14 protein-coding genes are annotated in these 15354 nt (G+C 31.9%); 1 reads left to right on the plus strand and 13 read right to left on the minus strand.

Annotated elements, in window-relative coordinates:
* Positions 1-2 precede the first annotated feature (2 nt).
* The 12 genes from Q0881_RS09060 to Q0881_RS09115 all read right to left on the minus strand — a co-directional run bounded on the left by Q0881_RS09060 (position 3) and on the right by Q0881_RS09115 (position 13197).
* A complete protein-coding gene (locus Q0881_RS09060) occupies positions 3-932 on the minus strand; it encodes a homoserine kinase (protein ID WP_299159209.1) in 930 nt (309 codons plus the stop codon).
* A gap of 1 nt (position 933) precedes the next feature.
* The gene (gene thrC, locus Q0881_RS09065; protein ID WP_299159211.1) at positions 934-2385 is read right to left on the minus strand and encodes a threonine synthase; all 1452 of its coding nucleotides are present in this window, start codon (positions 2383-2385) and stop codon (positions 934-936) included.
* A gap of 24 nt (positions 2386-2409) precedes the next feature.
* Positions 2410-3621 carry a reductive dehalogenase gene (locus Q0881_RS09070; RefSeq protein ID WP_299159213.1) on the minus strand — a complete coding sequence of 404 codons (1212 nt, stop codon included), beginning with the start codon at positions 3619-3621 and terminating at the stop codon, positions 2410-2412.
* A gap of 44 nt (positions 3622-3665) precedes the next feature.
* Positions 3666-5012, minus strand: a complete 1347-nt coding sequence (locus Q0881_RS09075) for a YfcC family protein (protein WP_299159215.1) — start codon at positions 5010-5012, stop codon at positions 3666-3668.
* A 12-nt stretch (positions 5013-5024) separates the two neighbouring features.
* A complete protein-coding gene (locus Q0881_RS09080; RefSeq protein WP_299159217.1) occupies positions 5025-5981 on the minus strand; it encodes a hypothetical protein in 957 nt (318 codons plus the stop codon).
* Entirely contained in the window at positions 5965-6930 is a 966-nt protein-coding gene (locus Q0881_RS09085; protein ID WP_299159219.1) for a threonine/serine dehydratase, read from the minus strand. Before Q0881_RS09085 ends, Q0881_RS09080 begins: the two co-directional genes overlap by 17 nt.
* A gap of 6 nt (positions 6931-6936) precedes the next feature.
* Complete coding sequence (locus Q0881_RS09090; RefSeq protein ID WP_299159221.1) at positions 6937-7749, minus strand: hypothetical protein; 813 nt, start codon at positions 7747-7749, stop codon at positions 6937-6939.
* A gap of 18 nt (positions 7750-7767) precedes the next feature.
* Positions 7768-8526, minus strand: a complete 759-nt coding sequence (locus Q0881_RS09095; RefSeq protein WP_299159223.1) for a hypothetical protein — start codon at positions 8524-8526, stop codon at positions 7768-7770.
* A gap of 262 nt (positions 8527-8788) precedes the next feature.
* Positions 8789-10261 carry a M20/M25/M40 family metallo-hydrolase gene (locus Q0881_RS09100; protein WP_299159225.1) on the minus strand — a complete coding sequence of 491 codons (1473 nt, stop codon included), beginning with the start codon at positions 10259-10261 and terminating at the stop codon, positions 8789-8791.
* Positions 10262-10576: 315 nt separating this feature from the next.
* Positions 10577-11836, minus strand: a complete 1260-nt coding sequence (locus Q0881_RS09105; protein WP_299159227.1) for an aminotransferase class I/II-fold pyridoxal phosphate-dependent enzyme — start codon at positions 11834-11836, stop codon at positions 10577-10579.
* Positions 11837-12116: 280 nt separating this feature from the next.
* A complete protein-coding gene (locus tag Q0881_RS09110; protein WP_299159229.1) occupies positions 12117-12740 on the minus strand; it encodes a DsbA family protein in 624 nt (207 codons plus the stop codon).
* A gap of 73 nt (positions 12741-12813) precedes the next feature.
* A complete protein-coding gene (locus Q0881_RS09115) occupies positions 12814-13197 on the minus strand; it encodes a DoxX protein (RefSeq protein ID WP_299159231.1) in 384 nt (127 codons plus the stop codon).
* 198 nt (positions 13198-13395) lie between these two features.
* Between Q0881_RS09115 and Q0881_RS09120 the strand changes: the two genes are divergently transcribed.
* Positions 13396-13704: a helix-turn-helix domain-containing protein gene (locus Q0881_RS09120; protein ID WP_299159233.1), complete on the plus strand. Its 309-nt coding sequence runs from the start codon at positions 13396-13398 to the stop codon at positions 13702-13704.
* A gap of 221 nt (positions 13705-13925) precedes the next feature.
* Here the strand turns inward: Q0881_RS09120 and Q0881_RS09125 are convergent, their stop codons facing one another.
* A complete protein-coding gene (locus tag Q0881_RS09125; protein WP_299159235.1) occupies positions 13926-15347 on the minus strand; it encodes a RagB/SusD family nutrient uptake outer membrane protein in 1422 nt (473 codons plus the stop codon).
* Positions 15348-15354 lie beyond the last annotated feature (7 nt).

Below are 15354 nucleotides of genomic sequence, written 5' to 3' on the forward strand. Positions count from 1 at the left end.
GTTTAAATAAAAGAATTGCTAGGGAATTTCATAATGGCGTCTGCTAATTGCTTCATTTCCAAATAATGGTCTTTCATTGTAGGGTCTACATTTACATGATTAAAATTCTGATGCCTCCAAAAAGCTGTTGCTGCAGCTGCATAAACAGTAAACGCCTGTAAGGCCTTTTTTTCTATATTCACTAATTGTATTTCTTGTTGATATCCAATTAAGATAGCCTTCATTTTTGCTAAATCTAATTGTTTTTCACTTCTACAAAGACCAACAATCATCATCCCAATATCAAAAATACGGTAATAATAGCATGCTTCTTCAAAATCCATAATAGTAGCCGTACTTCTATCGGCACTTACAATTACATTATTATCAAAAATATCACTATGTATTAATGCTTTTGGTAATTCTGGATTGATTTGTTTTTCAATATATTTTTGGGTGGTTTTTAACCACTTGTAAAATTCAGAGTTAGGTGCATAGTCTAAAACTTCATCAAATCGCTCTATGCCATAGCTAACAGTTTTAGGGAGGTAACTTGGTGCTTCTATTCGATGTAATTTTGCTAATTCTTTTCCTAAGGCTATTAATAAGTTTTTTGGTAAATCTTCGATAATACTTCCTTCAATAAATTCTTTTACCATAACAGGTTTATTATTCCATACTGTTATATAATCTTTATTATTTTCTTTAATGATTTTTGAAGTGGCAAATTTGTTACGTTCCAAATACTCTAGTAAGAATGCTAATTCTATAGTTTTTTCAAGAGATTTCTGTTCGCATACAGTTACTACATAATTTTTAGATTTCGTTTTTACCAAATAATTTGTATTCTCTGAACCACCACTCAATATTTTATGTGATAAAAAACCTACTATTCCATAATTCTCTAAAACACATTGCATAGCAATTGTGTCTAAAATTGTATACTGTGCCATACTATTTACCTTTTGTTAAATCCCAATTTGTTTCCATTGCATCTGATAATGCTTCTTCTAAATGAGCATACTTGCATAAATATACTTTTTCGCATAATCTTTTAGCAGTTTCAACAGTGTGATGAGTAGCTCCTTTTGGTGTAATACTTGTATGCAGTGCTTTATTAATGGTCTCAGGGAATTTGGCTGGATGTGCGGTTGCCAAGCAAATCAACTTTTCATCTCCTAATTCTTTTTTCAACACATCCGAAGCATGTAATGATACAGCTCCATGTGGATCTAATAAATAGGATTCTTTATTATATATTTCTTTGATTAAATCTAACGTTTCTTCATCAGATGCACTGTTTGATAAAAACCCTTCTTTATAGGTTTCAAAGGTTTCTTTATCAAATGCAACATGTCCTGTTTCTTTAAATCCATCCATCCATTTTTTTATGTTGGTTGTATCTTTTTCTAGACTAAAATATAAGTATCTCCAAAAGTTAAATGGAATTAAAATGTCGATTGCAGAAGAGGCTGTTTCAAAAATTGGTGCTTTAGAAAAAACACCATCAGAAAATATCCGATCTAAACAAGCATTTTTATTATTTGCAGCCACAAGCGTTTTTATAGGTAAACCCATTTTTCGTGCCAAACCTCCAGCACATAAATTACCAAATCCACCAGAAGGCACTGATACATTTATCTTTTCATCTACGTTGTCTACTACTTGTAAGTATCCATAAAAATAATGCACCGTTTGCATCATAACGCGCCCCCAATTGATAGAGTTTACGCTCGATAATTTTAGTTTCTTTTTAAATCGATTATTGGCATATAATTTACTTATTACTGCGTCTAAATCGTCTCCACCGTCTGGGCAATCTGAAACACCTACGGGGTGGATATTAGCATGTGGTAGGGTTGTCATTTGACGTTCTTGTTCTTCGGTAATTAGTCCTTTAGGATATAATACCCAAGCATCTAGATTAGATTTTCCTGCTGCAAAGTATGCAGTTGCTGGCCCTGTGTCTCCTGTAGTAGCAACAACCAACGTTAGGTGCTCGTCTTTACGTTCTAAAAAGAAGTTGACAAGATTCACTAAAAAAGCCAATCCCACATCTTTAAATGAAATCGTTGGTCCATGAAACAACTCCATAATATAGGTTTCATTTCTTGAACTTAATTTATGTAATGGAATTATTTCTTCTTTTTCGAATGGGGTATAGGCAGTTTGCAGTATGTCTTTTAATTCCGTTTCAGAAATAATAGACCTCTCAATAAATAATGATAGGATTTCAAAGGCCAAATCTACATAACTCAAGCCTTTCCAGTTTTCTAATTGTTCTTTCGATATTTTAGGTAATGTTTCAGGCACATATAAGCCTCCATCTACTGCAAAACCATCTAATATTGCCGTTTCAAAATCTACAGGTTTACCACCGCCTTTATTACTAACAAATTGAAGCATTTCTATAATTGTATTTATATATTATTAATTATTTAACCTTTTTATTCCTTTTTTCCACCATTTAGCAGTTGCTACTCGTTCACCAAATCTCCATATATCATCAATAGATAATACCATTTTTCGAAAAGGACTATTCGCAAAACGAATTCCTATACGATGCCACCATTTACTAAAATCTTTATTATAGGGACATACACGAATACAAATTGCGCAATCGGTATTCATACCAACCCAAAACTTAAAACATTTTTCCGCGTTTATTGTCCATTTTGTAATACCTGTATGGCTTGAAAAATTTGGAGGTTTAGATTGTGGCTTATCAAAAGGAATTGCTTTTACTGGACAACTCTTTGCGCACCTTTTACAAACTGTACAAAACTCTTTTACACCAAACTTAATAGGCACATCATCTTTTAAAGGCAAATCGGTAAACACTTTTGCAATACGTATGTTAGGACCATATTTTGGTGTTATTAACAAACCATGTCTTCCATATTCACCCAAACCAGCTTCAATTGCCATGGGAATATTTAAAGCAGTATCATTAAGTGAGGCAATTGCATTGTATCCTAAATTAGTTATGAATTGTGCCAAGGTATTAGCACATGTTAAACCATCTGTATACCCTATTCCTGTTGCTGCTCCACTTAAAGCAGCTGGGTAAGTTTTACTCAATTCAAAATCCATAGGAATAATAAGCATAATTGCATGCTTCATTCCTTCAGGCAAATCTAATTTCTTAGAATCTTGTGTTTTTCTACTAAAATTATCTGAATACACCCAACGTTCGTCAATTTTACAAATACCTACCATTCCCGCACCAAACATTTTGGCTGCTAACTTTACTCTATTAGTAGTCTCTTCTTCTGATTCTAATTCAACTTTCATAGGCGAACTAGGTGTGTAGGTTGCGTAATAATCTGTAAACCCTTCTACTTTTCCATTTTTACTAAAATTACGTTCCCCAACAAAATCTGTTATGTGCCAACTTGCATTTCGAAATGCAAAATCCCAATGGTCAAACCCTTTTGATTTTTTCGGAGCATAATTGGCAATATCATAACTAGCATAGAACTTTTTGGGGTCTATAGAATCATCCCATAATGAACGACTAAAGACATCGTTTTTTTGGTTAAATCTTTTTAAAGTTGGAGAAATATCGAATTCCCCATTCAAAAATTCTTTTGAAGAAACCTTAACTTTAGTAGTCCCCATTTTCCAATTTTTCCAGTTCATTTTTTGTATTTCTTTAAATTGATTACCTCACTTAACGATCAGTTTTAATTAAATCCGATTAATTGAGCGATATATATTGATAGAATACCGAGTATAATTAACACTGTATACGCTTTTATTGAAAATTTTAACCATTTACCAAAAGGGACTTTACAGGCTACTAATATTGCCATTAAAGCACCATTAGTTGGTATAATAAGTTCTGCAATACCTGCACCATATTGGTAACATAAAATAATTAATTGTCTGGACACACCCATTAAATCAGCTAGTGGAGCAAGTAAAGGTATGGTCAGTACTGCCTGCCCACTTACACTCGGTACAGGGAAATGCATAACAGATTGCATCAAGGTAATTCCAGTAAGAGAAATTTCTGTAGGTAATTGAGAAATAGGAGTAAACATGCTATTTACAATTGAATCTACAATATGTCCTTCTTCTAATACTACATAAATTGCTCTAGCCAACCCTATTAATAATCCAGCATAAACCATATCTTTAAATCCTTCGATGAATGAATTTATAGTTCCCGAAGTTTTTAATCCACCAATAATCCCAGACAAGATTCCTGTTAGAAAAAATAAAGCGGTCATTTGTTCAAAATCCCAATTCCATTTTGAAACACCTATAACTAATACAATAAATGTTAACCCTAATAAAAGTAAAATTACTTTATGTGCTTTGGAAAAATAAACTTTGTGAGTAGCTTCAATAGTTTGCGGTATTTTTCTTGTCTTTTTAACATACCTAAATACCATGAAATTGTATATTAAAACTGCAACAACTAACACACCACTTCTAAAAATTGCACCAGATAACAATTCCACATCTGCTATTTTCTGAGCTATACCAACTTGAAAGGGATTTATTGGGCTAAATGCCGCTCCTACAAAAGCTGCACCAATACTGATGGCAACAGCTGTTAAATTATCAAAGCCTAATCGAGCACAAAGCAATAATAACACAGGAACTAAGGGAATAATTTCTTCTTGAAAATTTTGAACAGCTCCTAAAGATGCAAACATAAAAATGCAAATAGAAATGCCCCAAATTTCTTTTCCATTAAGTTTTGAAACCACATATTCCACGAGTGATTTTAGCGCTCCTGTATTATTAATAACTACAAAAGAGCCACCTACTAAAAACACAAAAAATATAACTGAGGCAGCTTGTTGCATCCCTTTAGGAATTGCCACTAACATATCAAAAAATCCAACAGGGCTAGAAGATGTAATAGCATACGAATTCGATACTATTACTTGTCTACCTGATACCTCATCTAATACTCTTTCAAAAGCTCCAGCCTGTACTATATGAGTTGCAATCATTGCTATTACAATGAAGCTCATAAGTAAAATTATAGGGTCTGGAAATTTTATTTTTTTGAGCATTTTAAGTACGAATTAACTGTTAGCATCTAAATAATTAAGATAAACTGCTTTTGTAATTACAATATCTTGTACCGCTACACCTGTTAAATCTGCTACCGTAATTTGATTTTCATTGCTTCGGTGCAACTTAGAGTTCTGAATAGCAGTTCCTAATTCTACAACTTTATCTGCTGTAATTGTACCATCAGTTGTGGCTCTATAAATTTCTCCTCTACTTTTACTTTGAGGAATACTATCTGAAATAACAATAGCTGCTTTTTGCAAGATAGCACTTTCTAGTTCCTGCTTTTCAGGAGTATCAGAGCCAACTGCTGTAATATGTGTGCCTGCCTGAATATCTACGGCTTTTATTAAAGCCATTTCAGATGGAGTAGTGGTTAAAATAAAATTACAGTGTTTCCCAATTTCTGAAGTATCTTTTGCAATATGAATCTCGTAATCTCCTTTCAATTCATTCTTGAATTGTTCTGCGCTTTCTATATGTCTATCCCAAATCCAAACGGTTTTACAAGGAGAAATTTTTTGTAGATATTCTAATTGTAATCTTCCTTGAATACCTGTACCAATAATACCAATTGCCTTTATATTTTTGGGAGCAAAATACTTTGCTACTACTGCTCCTGCAGCTGCGGTTCTTATATTAGTAAGATATCCTTCATCTAACAGCACACCTTTTATTTCGCCTGTTTTTTGGCTAAAAATAAGCATAAGTCCTTGACTTGATGAGATGCCTAGTTTTACATTATCATAAAAACCAGAGGCGATTTTTATAACAAAATAATCGTCATTTTTAATATACCCATATTTTATATGTGCTTCGCCTTTAGGCTCTTCAAAAAGCAATTCGCCCACAGGTGGCACTACTGTATTATTATTACTGTATTGAACAAATCCTTCTTCAATGGCAGTAACCAAGTCTAAGTTTTCTAAAATGGATTTTATTTTTTCTAGCCTAATAATAGTCGCCATAATTTTCGTTTATTTCAGTTAATAATTCTTTATTTATTTTTTTTCCGGTTAAGATTAAAACCACATTTTTATTACGAAATGTATTATCTTTTAATATCGCTGCTACTGGTAATGCAGCTGTTGGCTCTACGGTGGTATCATGATACTTATATAAAAATGCCACTGCTTTTTTTATGGCTTCCTCATCAACAAGTTTAATTTCAGTAAGTAGTTCTTTACAAATTTTAAATGTAATTGCATTGTCTTCAATACCACCAGCTGCAGCATCTGCAAGGGTATTTAAAGTACTAGGTACAACAATTTTACCAGCCTGAATTGAATCGTGCATTTCAGAAGCATTTTCGGGTTGGCATCCTACAATGTTTACCTTTTCATTTTCAGAAAAATAAGAACACACTCCAGAAATGAGTCCACCACCACCTATTGGCGCTAAAATTGTATCAACATTAGGCAATTGCTCTTCTATTTCTACAGCAATGGTACCTTGGCCTTTTATGATTTCTATATCATTATATGGATGGATTAAAACAGCGCCCTCTTCCTTTGCATAGGCTGTCGCTTTTGCTTCAGTTTCCATACTGTTTTTTCCAAAAAAAACTTTTTCAAAAGCATATTTCGCAATTCCATTTAGCTTTACTTTTCCAATATTTTCCGGTAAAAAAAGTTTCCCTTTAAAATCAAATTTTTCAGAAGCATATCCAAATGCTGCCGCATGATTCCCTGTAGAAGCTGCAATAAAAGGCTTACTAAAGTCGTTTTTTGGCAAACTCTTTATTTTGGCAAGAACGCCTCTTATTTTAAAGGAATTCGTTAACTGTAAATGTTCCATTTTTAAATAGACATTTGCTCCAGAAATTTCACTTAATTTATGTGAGTGAATTAAAGGCGTTTTACCAATATCTGCTTTGATGTTTTTATAAGCATTTACTATCTCTTTTTTACTTATCACCAACTTCTAATTTTGTACAATCTTTTTTAAATTCACTCTTTGGTCATAAGCTTCTTTATAGAGTAAGAATTGATAATAACCATATTTGGTAGGATCTTGACCTAGCATTTGATAATTTTCATTAAAGAATTTTTTCTCATCAGCGCCTTCTGGCGCTGGCGAACCTAATAACTTCATTACTTTAGTTGTTTCTGTAACAAATTTTTTCAATTCTTTTTCCATACCTTGCTGCAACCAAAAAGCTACGGCTACTTTGTTGGCATACAACTCACCTGCCCATAAATCATTATAGTTAATATCTTTTACTTTCTGTGTGCCTTGTATAAAATGTCCTAATTCGTGTGGTACTAAAAACCAATTGAAGTTTTTCTTAAAAAATTCTTCTCCTGTAAAATGACTCTTTGTTTGTTCCATCCAAGAGTCCATCATTTTTTTCATTCCTTCTGGAGCCAATCCCCAGGTTGGTGCTATTAAAAAACCTTCTTTATCATCACCATTAAACGACATTAGCGATGGTGTAAATACAACTGCTACTTCTGGTTTGTATGGGTGTACATATCCTTCTGCTTCTACAGCCTTTAAAAATCGATCTCTAATTTCGGAAACTTTTTTCTCTACTTCAGAAATATCCGCTGCCGTTTGACCAGGTTGTTTTTTAAGTGCTTCGATTTCCACTCTTATAGACTCTTTATTTTCTTCACTTTCTGTTTCAGTAGTAATTTCGGTTTGTTCTTTTATTGTTTCTTTTTTTGTATTCTTGCACCCTATAGTTAATGTAAATACTGTAAATAGTGATACTGCAATTAGTTTTGTTTTCATATTGTATATTTCTTAAGTTTATGGTCTATTCTTTTTTTTTATAACAATGTTCGTATATTTATTTCTTTGACTGTAAGCTTCTTTATAGAGTAAAAATTGATAATAGCCATATTTAGTAGGGTCTTCTGATAATTCTCCATAATTTTCATTAAAGAATTTTTTTTCATCGACTCCTTCTGGTGCTGGCGACCCCAATAACTCCTTTACTTTCGTTGTTTCTGCAATAAATTCTTCTAACTCTTTTTCCATACCTTGTTGTAACCAAAAAGCAATGGCTACTTTATTAGCGTATAGTTCTCCTGCCCATAAATCATTTTCATCGATAGCACCAACTTCTTGAGTGGTTTGAACAAAATGCCCTAATTCGTGTGGTACTAAAAACCAGTTGAAATTTTTCTTAAAAAACTCTTCTCCTGTAAAATGACTTTTTGTTTGTTCCATCCAGGAGTTCATCATTGTTTTCATTTCATCGGGTGTATCTTCCCATACAGGAGCAACTAATAATCCTGATTCGTGGTTTCCATTAAAAGCCATTAATACTGGTGTAAATGCAACTATAACTTGTGGGGTATATGGATTTTTATAACCTTCCTTTTCAACAGTCATTAAAAATTGATCTCTTATTTTTGAAATGTTATTATTTACAACTTTTGCTTCTTCTGAAGGAAATACAACACCATAAACTACATTTGTTACCATTTTTACCATTGGTATTTGGTATACTAGAACACATATCACCATAAGTATTCCTAAACCTATTAATATCTTTTTTTTCATTGTTTAAAAATTTTAATTTAACAACTTACCCTTATTAATTGCTTCATCAGGCAGTTATGTTTTTGTTTTTTGTTTAAATAAACTAATTATCTTTTTGGTAAAAGTTTACTAATAATAATTAAAATGACACCAACGAGTACAGCCCATATTGGTATATCAGTAACAAAAAGAATAAATGGGTTCCATAAAAAAAGTACAATTCCAATTAGAATCAGTGTTATACCTGTATAAAGGAAAAAATTTGTTTTTTCAGATTTCATTTTTATTTATTAGGAAAATTTTCATCTATGAGTTCAATACTGTTTTGAATTAATTTTACCACATTTTCATAAAATATTGGATTTATATTTTCAAAATCATCTGTTGCTTTATGGTAATCTGGATGATCTTCTTCGCTAAACGTAATATTTGGAATTCCTTTTTTGTGAAATGGACCATTGTCCGAAGAAAACATCCAATAATCTTTTGTTTTATCTTTAGGGTCATCATGCCCATAAGAAACTAATAAAGGGCTTTCTTTTGCCACTTTTTCAATAAGCGGTTTAAATTGCGGATATGGAAACGTACCAACTACATATATTTCGTTTTTAGAGTTACGACTTATCATGTCAAAATTAAAATCTATTTTTATATCTGTTAACGGCACTGGAGGGTGGTCAACAAAATGTTTAGAACCATGCAAGCCCATTTCTTCAGCATCAAAAGCTGCGAAAATAATAGAATGTTCGGGTTGATTCTGTTTAAAGTGCTTCGCTAAAACAAGTAAAGCCGAAGTGCCAGATGCATTATCGTCTGCGCCATTAAACACAACACCATCTACAACACCTAAATGATCGTAATGAGCACCAATAACAATGTATTTATTAGGATATGTTTTTCCTTTAACATAACCTATAAGATTAGTGCCTTGTCTTTCTTTTTTAGAATCTCTGTCTTTAAAAATAAAGACTGAATTGTAACTACTATTAAATGTTTCTAAACCAATTGTAGTAAAGTAAGATCTAATTAGATTTTGTGTTTTTTCGTTATACCCATTGCCTCTTCCTTTAAATGCATTAGAAGATAATTCTTTTTGAATTTCTAACAATTCAGATGATTGTATTGTGGTAGTTACGTGGTATTTTTTAATTTCATCTACAGTCATCCAATGCATTTCATCAGCTGGTGCTGCTTCTAAAGTATACCAATAAAAGTCTGTTGGAATTTGCATATTTATATAGTAATCTAAATATTTTTTATGCGCTTCATCTTCTCTTGGGTATTCTAATGCAGCTTTATCGCCACCAGACCAAGAATGTACGCCTAATTTTGCTGTTGGGTGTACTGCTCTTTCTTTTCCAGCTAAGAACATATCTGTTCCTCCAGAGGCAACCATCCCATTTTTTGGTAAATAGGTATTGATATTACGCTTTCTAATTTCTTGTGATGCTACTAAATTTACCTCATCATCAATAGATCCTGCAACTTCTTCCATTACCAACGTTGTAACTTCAGGGTTTTTATCTAATACTTCTTTAATATCTATTAATGTGTTTGAGTAGATGACCCCTTTCATGTATAAGGTGTCTTTTTTAGGTTGATTTTCTTTAAAATAGAATTCAGCAACTTGGTCTCCAGAAACTGTTAGCATTACTTTCTGCCCCAGAGCTGAACCAAATAGTACTTGTGGGAAAAATATAATAATAATAACTCCAATTAAAAGAATTGCTAATAATGTAATAATTACTTTTTTCATTCTTGTATTTTTAAAATTAGCGCAAAAAAAATCTCCGTACACCAAACCAACTTTTGTTGATTAAGGTATACGGAGATTTTCCGTAAGAAATCGACTTATTTTCCCAATGTTCTTCCTTAAGATAGAAAACAAGTGAGCAATGTTTATATTACTTCATTTCCTCAGACACAAATATACAACAAATAGTTGTAACAAGCAACTAAAATATGTTTTTAACTATTTTTTAAGATTTAATTCTTCAATAAAATCACTTAGTTTAATGGTGTTAAAACCTCAAAATCTCAGGTAATGATGAGTTTTAATCTACTCTAAATATTACTTAAGCTTTAATAATGCTTTTTCGAGTAATATAAATATTGTAGAAACCTCTTCCTTTTTCGATGTTCCAACTGATAATCTAAACCAATTTGATCCGTCAGAAGCTCCAAAAGCATAAAAGGGTACAATGGCTAGTTTTGCCTCGCTAAGAAGGTAAGATGTTATCTCTTTAGTTGTTTTTAACTTTTGCTGACTAGGTGTAATTTTATCGATTAAATCAAATTGAATTGTTAAATATAATGCTGCTTCTGGTTTTATTGCATCTACAAGGAAACCTTTAGACTTTAGCACTTTAAATCCATTATAAAATTGATTTAACCTTTCTTTCAATTCGTTTTTAATTTCTTCAAGATAATTATTCACATGTATAGCTTCACTTAAGTAGGAAGCCGTAGCTAATTGTTCTGCTTTGGGTGCCCAAGCTCCAATATGAGACAATAATGCTTTCATTTTATCTATAATTATTTGAGGCCCAAAAGCCCAACCAACTCTCACTCCTGTTGAGGCAAACGCTTTTGAAATTCCGTCTACAAAAATCGTAAAGTCTTTTATTTCTGGTACAAGAGAGACAGGATTAAAATGCTGAATTTCATCATAAGTTAATTGCCAATAAATCTGATCATAAAGTAAGTATATTGGCTTTCTTCCTTGTTGAAGTCTCTCCTTGTTTTCAAGAACAATCATTTCAGAAATTTCTAATAACGTTTCTTTATCAAAAGTTGTTCCTGTTGGATTTAAGGGTGAGCATAATGAAATCAAATTTACATCTTTAATATATGGTTGAATTTCTTCTACCGTTGGCATGAACTTGTTTTCTGGTTTGGTTTGAATAATTATAGCTTTATTTCTCGACAAATATGTATAGGCATCATTGTTCCATGAAGGAACTGGAAATAAAACCGTATCATCTATATCTAATACTGTTTGGTATATAGCATAAATTAAGGGTCTTGCTCCTCCAGATATTAGTATTTCTTCTTGAGAATAGTCCAGGTTTAACCTAGTATTTAAATAATTTGAGACACTCTTTCTCAATGTTTCCATTCCGTTCGCCTGAGGGTAATTGGTTTGATTTTTCTCATAAAAATTAACAATTAATTCTTTTAATCTTTCTGGAATTTGGAATATCTCTGGGTCGAAATCTCCTATGGTCTGGTTATAAACCTTAGTTCCAGATTCCTTTAGCTTGCTAACCTCTCCTGCAATATTTATTATTTGAGATCCTTTAAGTCCTTGAGATAGTTTAGATATTTTCATTTTTTTATGATTCAATAAAGTTGTTATAATTGAGTTTCTAATTATCTACGGATAAAAAATCTCCGTACACCCATTAGTTTTCACTAATTAAGGTATACGGAGATTTTCCGTAAGAGATAAAACTTATTTTCCCAATGTTCTTCCTTAAGATAGAAAATAAGCAAGTAACATAATTTGTTACAAATTTCTTTCAATGCAAATATACAACATTAGTTGTAACTAGCAACTAAAATATTTTTGATATTTGGGATATTAATCAAAACTTATGGTCTATTAAGAATTATCTTATAACAGCTTTTATTTTTTGTACGGCAACTTCGGCGTTAAAAAAACCGGAGGCAATTAGATCAAATTTAGAATCACTCTGCAAGAAAAGAGACGGGTAGCCTGTCGCTATATTTTTTGCCCTTACAAATTCGCTTTTTGTATTTGAAATATTGATTTCCGTCATCCAGTATTTTTCAAAATACGTAGTTTCAATATCCATTTGCTTTAATATCTCCAAATAAGCCTCTATTTTGTCTAATCGTTTGCCTTCAATAAAAATGGCTTTCTGAACTTCTTTGGCGAAATTCATTACCTTTTCAGAATACATTTTTTTAACTAAAACAATAGCACAACTAGGCTCTAAACTACTAAAAGTATATGTTTTGTCTTTTGTAAGTTTAAAAAAACTAGTACCCACATCTGCTCCTGTTACTTGTTCCATTCTTGGGGAATGTTCACTTATAAATTGGCTTAAATGTATTCCTCCTTTAGGGGCATTGCTACCCAACCACATACCGCCCACTAATATTTCTATTTCAATACTATTTTTAAACTCTTTTGAAAGTTTATCCATATTATCACTATTACCATAACACCATCCACAATGGGGATCCATTATATAAATTATTTTTTTCATTACATTAATCTAAATAAATAAACTTGCAACTAGTAAAGTACAATTGCAAGCTAATTAAATCTTAATAAATTACTTAAAGACTGTCTGTTCTAAATATCTCTTTATAATTTTCTTTATAACCTATTAATAAGAAAAGGTTTAATGACAAAGCAATTAAAGCACCTCCAATCCCTGGAATGTCTAAAAACACATGAAATAAAAACGCATTTATTAGTATTGGAAAGATTACTACTAATGCTAATGCCGTAAATTTGTTTACTATTAATAATAGACCCACAACAACTTCTAATAGCCCTACTATTGGGAATATATATCCCGAACTGGCTAAGGCTTCTAAAAAAGTTCCTGCCTCTGCAGACATTTCTGGTTGTGGTAAAAAATGGAAAAATCCATTTAATCCAAAAAATAAAAGAAATATTCCGAGAAATATTCGAGTAATCTTTGTTACGATTTTCATAATATCTTGTTTTAATAGTTACTTTTAGTTACTTACTTTATATTTGCAAGCAAAGGTAAAGAGTAATCCATTAAAAAACAACAAGTTACCTTTAAGACAGATACTAACCTAGAGGTAATTAAAACTGATTTACAGTTAATTATGAAAAAAAATAATGAAGAAATAATTTCAGATGATCAATGTCCTGTCCGCTATGTATTGGATCGATTTGGGGACAAATGGTCGACATTAATTATTTACGAATTAAACAAAGTTGATAAAATGCGATTTGGCGAATTATCAAAATGTATTGACGGTATATCTTCTAAAATGCTGGCTAAAACGCTTAGAATTCTTGAAGCTGATGGTTTGGTTACTAGAAATAGTTATCTAGAAATTCCACCAAGAGTGGAGTATAATCTCACAACTATGGGGGAAAGTTTAGTACCTCATGTACTCAATATAGCTGATTGGGCACATTCTAATTTTAAAACAATAAAGAAATCTAGAGAGTTATTTAGAAAATAACTTCAATTATTATTTATTTAATACAAAAATGGCAAAAACAGAAATATCCTAATTTGGTTTTGTATGAAAAAAGACCCATAAACATAATATGTCTACAGGCCTTTATAACTAACTCAAATCTCAAAATTGTTTGGTATAACATCCTTATTTCTGATATTTTTAATTAATATTAGGTTTTAAAAATCTAATTCAAAACAGAAATATGGAATATTGAGGCCTTACTACAAATATGGAGGGTTATTTGGTGCCAAATTTGTATTCAATTCAATTTCTCTTTCAGGAATTGGAAAAATCACCTTATTTGTTGATGTTGGTTGAGATTCAGTTTCATTAGGCATCCCTGGTCTTCTTAAAGCCATATTATTCCTTAATAAATCCATACGCCTGTGACCTTCAAAAGCTAACTCTTTTCTACGTTCATTCAATATTACATCTAACGTGATCACAGGTAAACTTACTAGCCCAGCTCGATTTCTCAATGTATTTATATCATCAACAGGATTTGCTCCAATAGAGATTCCCTCCTTAAAATTAGCTTCAGCTCTTGTTAAATACATTTCAGTAACTCTAAATACCGGTGCATTATCACTTTGTGTTGTTGTTCTTGAAAATTTATTTGTAAATGTTCTAAATATACCGCCAAAAGTAGCTCCTTGTTGGGTTAAAGAAGAGAACCTTAAATCGTCTGGTTCCTGATTATAAGCGTCAATTAAATTTTGACTAATAGGAGTATCCCCCCTTCCTATACCTCGTATACCATTAGGATCTGGGTTTATTGGGGTATTTAAATCTTCATAACTAGCTTGTATATTACTGCCATCAGAAGTTGTATTTACTAATGTAAAAAAATGTTCAGGACTAGTCGTGTTATAAAAATCGTAATTTGGAGCCAAAGCAAAATCTATATCATTTATAGCCTGATTGGCAAAATCTGCTGCTTCAGCGTTCCTATCTTGATATAAATATAACCGTGCTAAAAATGCTAAGCAGGCACCTCTTGTAGCTCTAGAGTTGTCAAAATTGTTTAAATCAGGTAAAGCTTCAAGCAAATCTGTTTCTATTTGTGTGTAAACTTCATTTAAAGTGTTTCTTGATGGAAAATTCACTTCTCCTTCAAACGGTTCCAAAACTAAAGGAACCGCTCCAGTACTTCTACCAGGCATTTGTAATGGTTGCGAATACCAGTTAGCTAAATTAAAGTACATTAAAGCTCTTAAAAATTTAGCTTGAGCTACAAAATTATCTTTAGCCGTATCACTAAAATTTACATCATTTACTAAAGGTGTAAATTTTATGACAAGGTTTGCAGCACCAATAGCAGCATAATGGCTTTGCCAAACCCCCAATGTTTCATCATGATTAGTAGGGATGCTATAGTTATAAACTTGAGTAAACCCTACAAAAGTACCTACAAAGTCATTATTATCTGCTTGCCATTCTCCCATCATTTGCAATCCACCATTTAAAACATTATATCCTTGTAATAAATCATATATCCCATTTAGCGCTCCTTCTGTTGTTCTCGCATTCGAGAACGTAATAGATAGTGTAGATTGATCTTCTGGTGTTAATTCTAATTTACTATCACAAGATAAAAATGAGAACACGAGAAAAATTGAAAATAATTTAAGTATATTTTTCATGTTTATA

The sequence above is a fragment of the uncultured Tenacibaculum sp. genome (assembly GCF_947494125.1).
In the GTDB taxonomy this organism is placed as follows: domain Bacteria; phylum Bacteroidota; class Bacteroidia; order Flavobacteriales; family Flavobacteriaceae; genus Polaribacter.

What these genes read in the sequence shown, in the direction of transcription:
- Q0881_RS09060 (WP_299159209.1), bottom strand. Translation starts at nt 932, where the DNA reads ATGGCACAGTATACAATTTTAGACACAATTGCTATGCAATGTGTTTTA.
- thrC (WP_299159211.1), bottom strand. Translation starts at nt 2,385, where the DNA reads ATGCTTCAATTTGTTAGTAATAAAGGCGGTGGTAAACCTGTAGATTTT.
- Q0881_RS09070 (WP_299159213.1), bottom strand. Translation starts at nt 3,621, where the DNA reads ATGAACTGGAAAAATTGGAAAATGGGGACTACTAAAGTTAAGGTTTCT.
- Q0881_RS09075 (WP_299159215.1), bottom strand. Translation starts at nt 5,012, where the DNA reads ATGCTCAAAAAAATAAAATTTCCAGACCCTATAATTTTACTTATGAGC.
- Q0881_RS09080 (WP_299159217.1), bottom strand. Translation starts at nt 5,981, where the DNA reads ATGGCGACTATTATTAGGCTAGAAAAAATAAAATCCATTTTAGAAAAC.
- Q0881_RS09090 (WP_299159221.1), bottom strand. Translation starts at nt 7,749, where the DNA reads ATGAAAACAAAACTAATTGCAGTATCACTATTTACAGTATTTACATTA.
- Q0881_RS09095 (WP_299159223.1), bottom strand. Translation starts at nt 8,526, where the DNA reads ATGAAAAAAAAGATATTAATAGGTTTAGGAATACTTATGGTGATATGT.
- Q0881_RS09100 (WP_299159225.1), bottom strand. Translation starts at nt 10,261, where the DNA reads ATGAAAAAAGTAATTATTACATTATTAGCAATTCTTTTAATTGGAGTT.
- Q0881_RS09105 (WP_299159227.1), bottom strand. Translation starts at nt 11,836, where the DNA reads ATGAAAATATCTAAACTATCTCAAGGACTTAAAGGATCTCAAATAATA.
- Q0881_RS09110 (WP_299159229.1), bottom strand. Translation starts at nt 12,740, where the DNA reads ATGAAAAAAATAATTTATATAATGGATCCCCATTGTGGATGGTGTTAT.
- Q0881_RS09115 (WP_299159231.1), bottom strand. Translation starts at nt 13,197, where the DNA reads ATGAAAATCGTAACAAAGATTACTCGAATATTTCTCGGAATATTTCTT.
- Q0881_RS09125 (WP_299159235.1), bottom strand. Translation starts at nt 15,347, where the DNA reads ATGAAAAATATACTTAAATTATTTTCAATTTTTCTCGTGTTCTCATTT.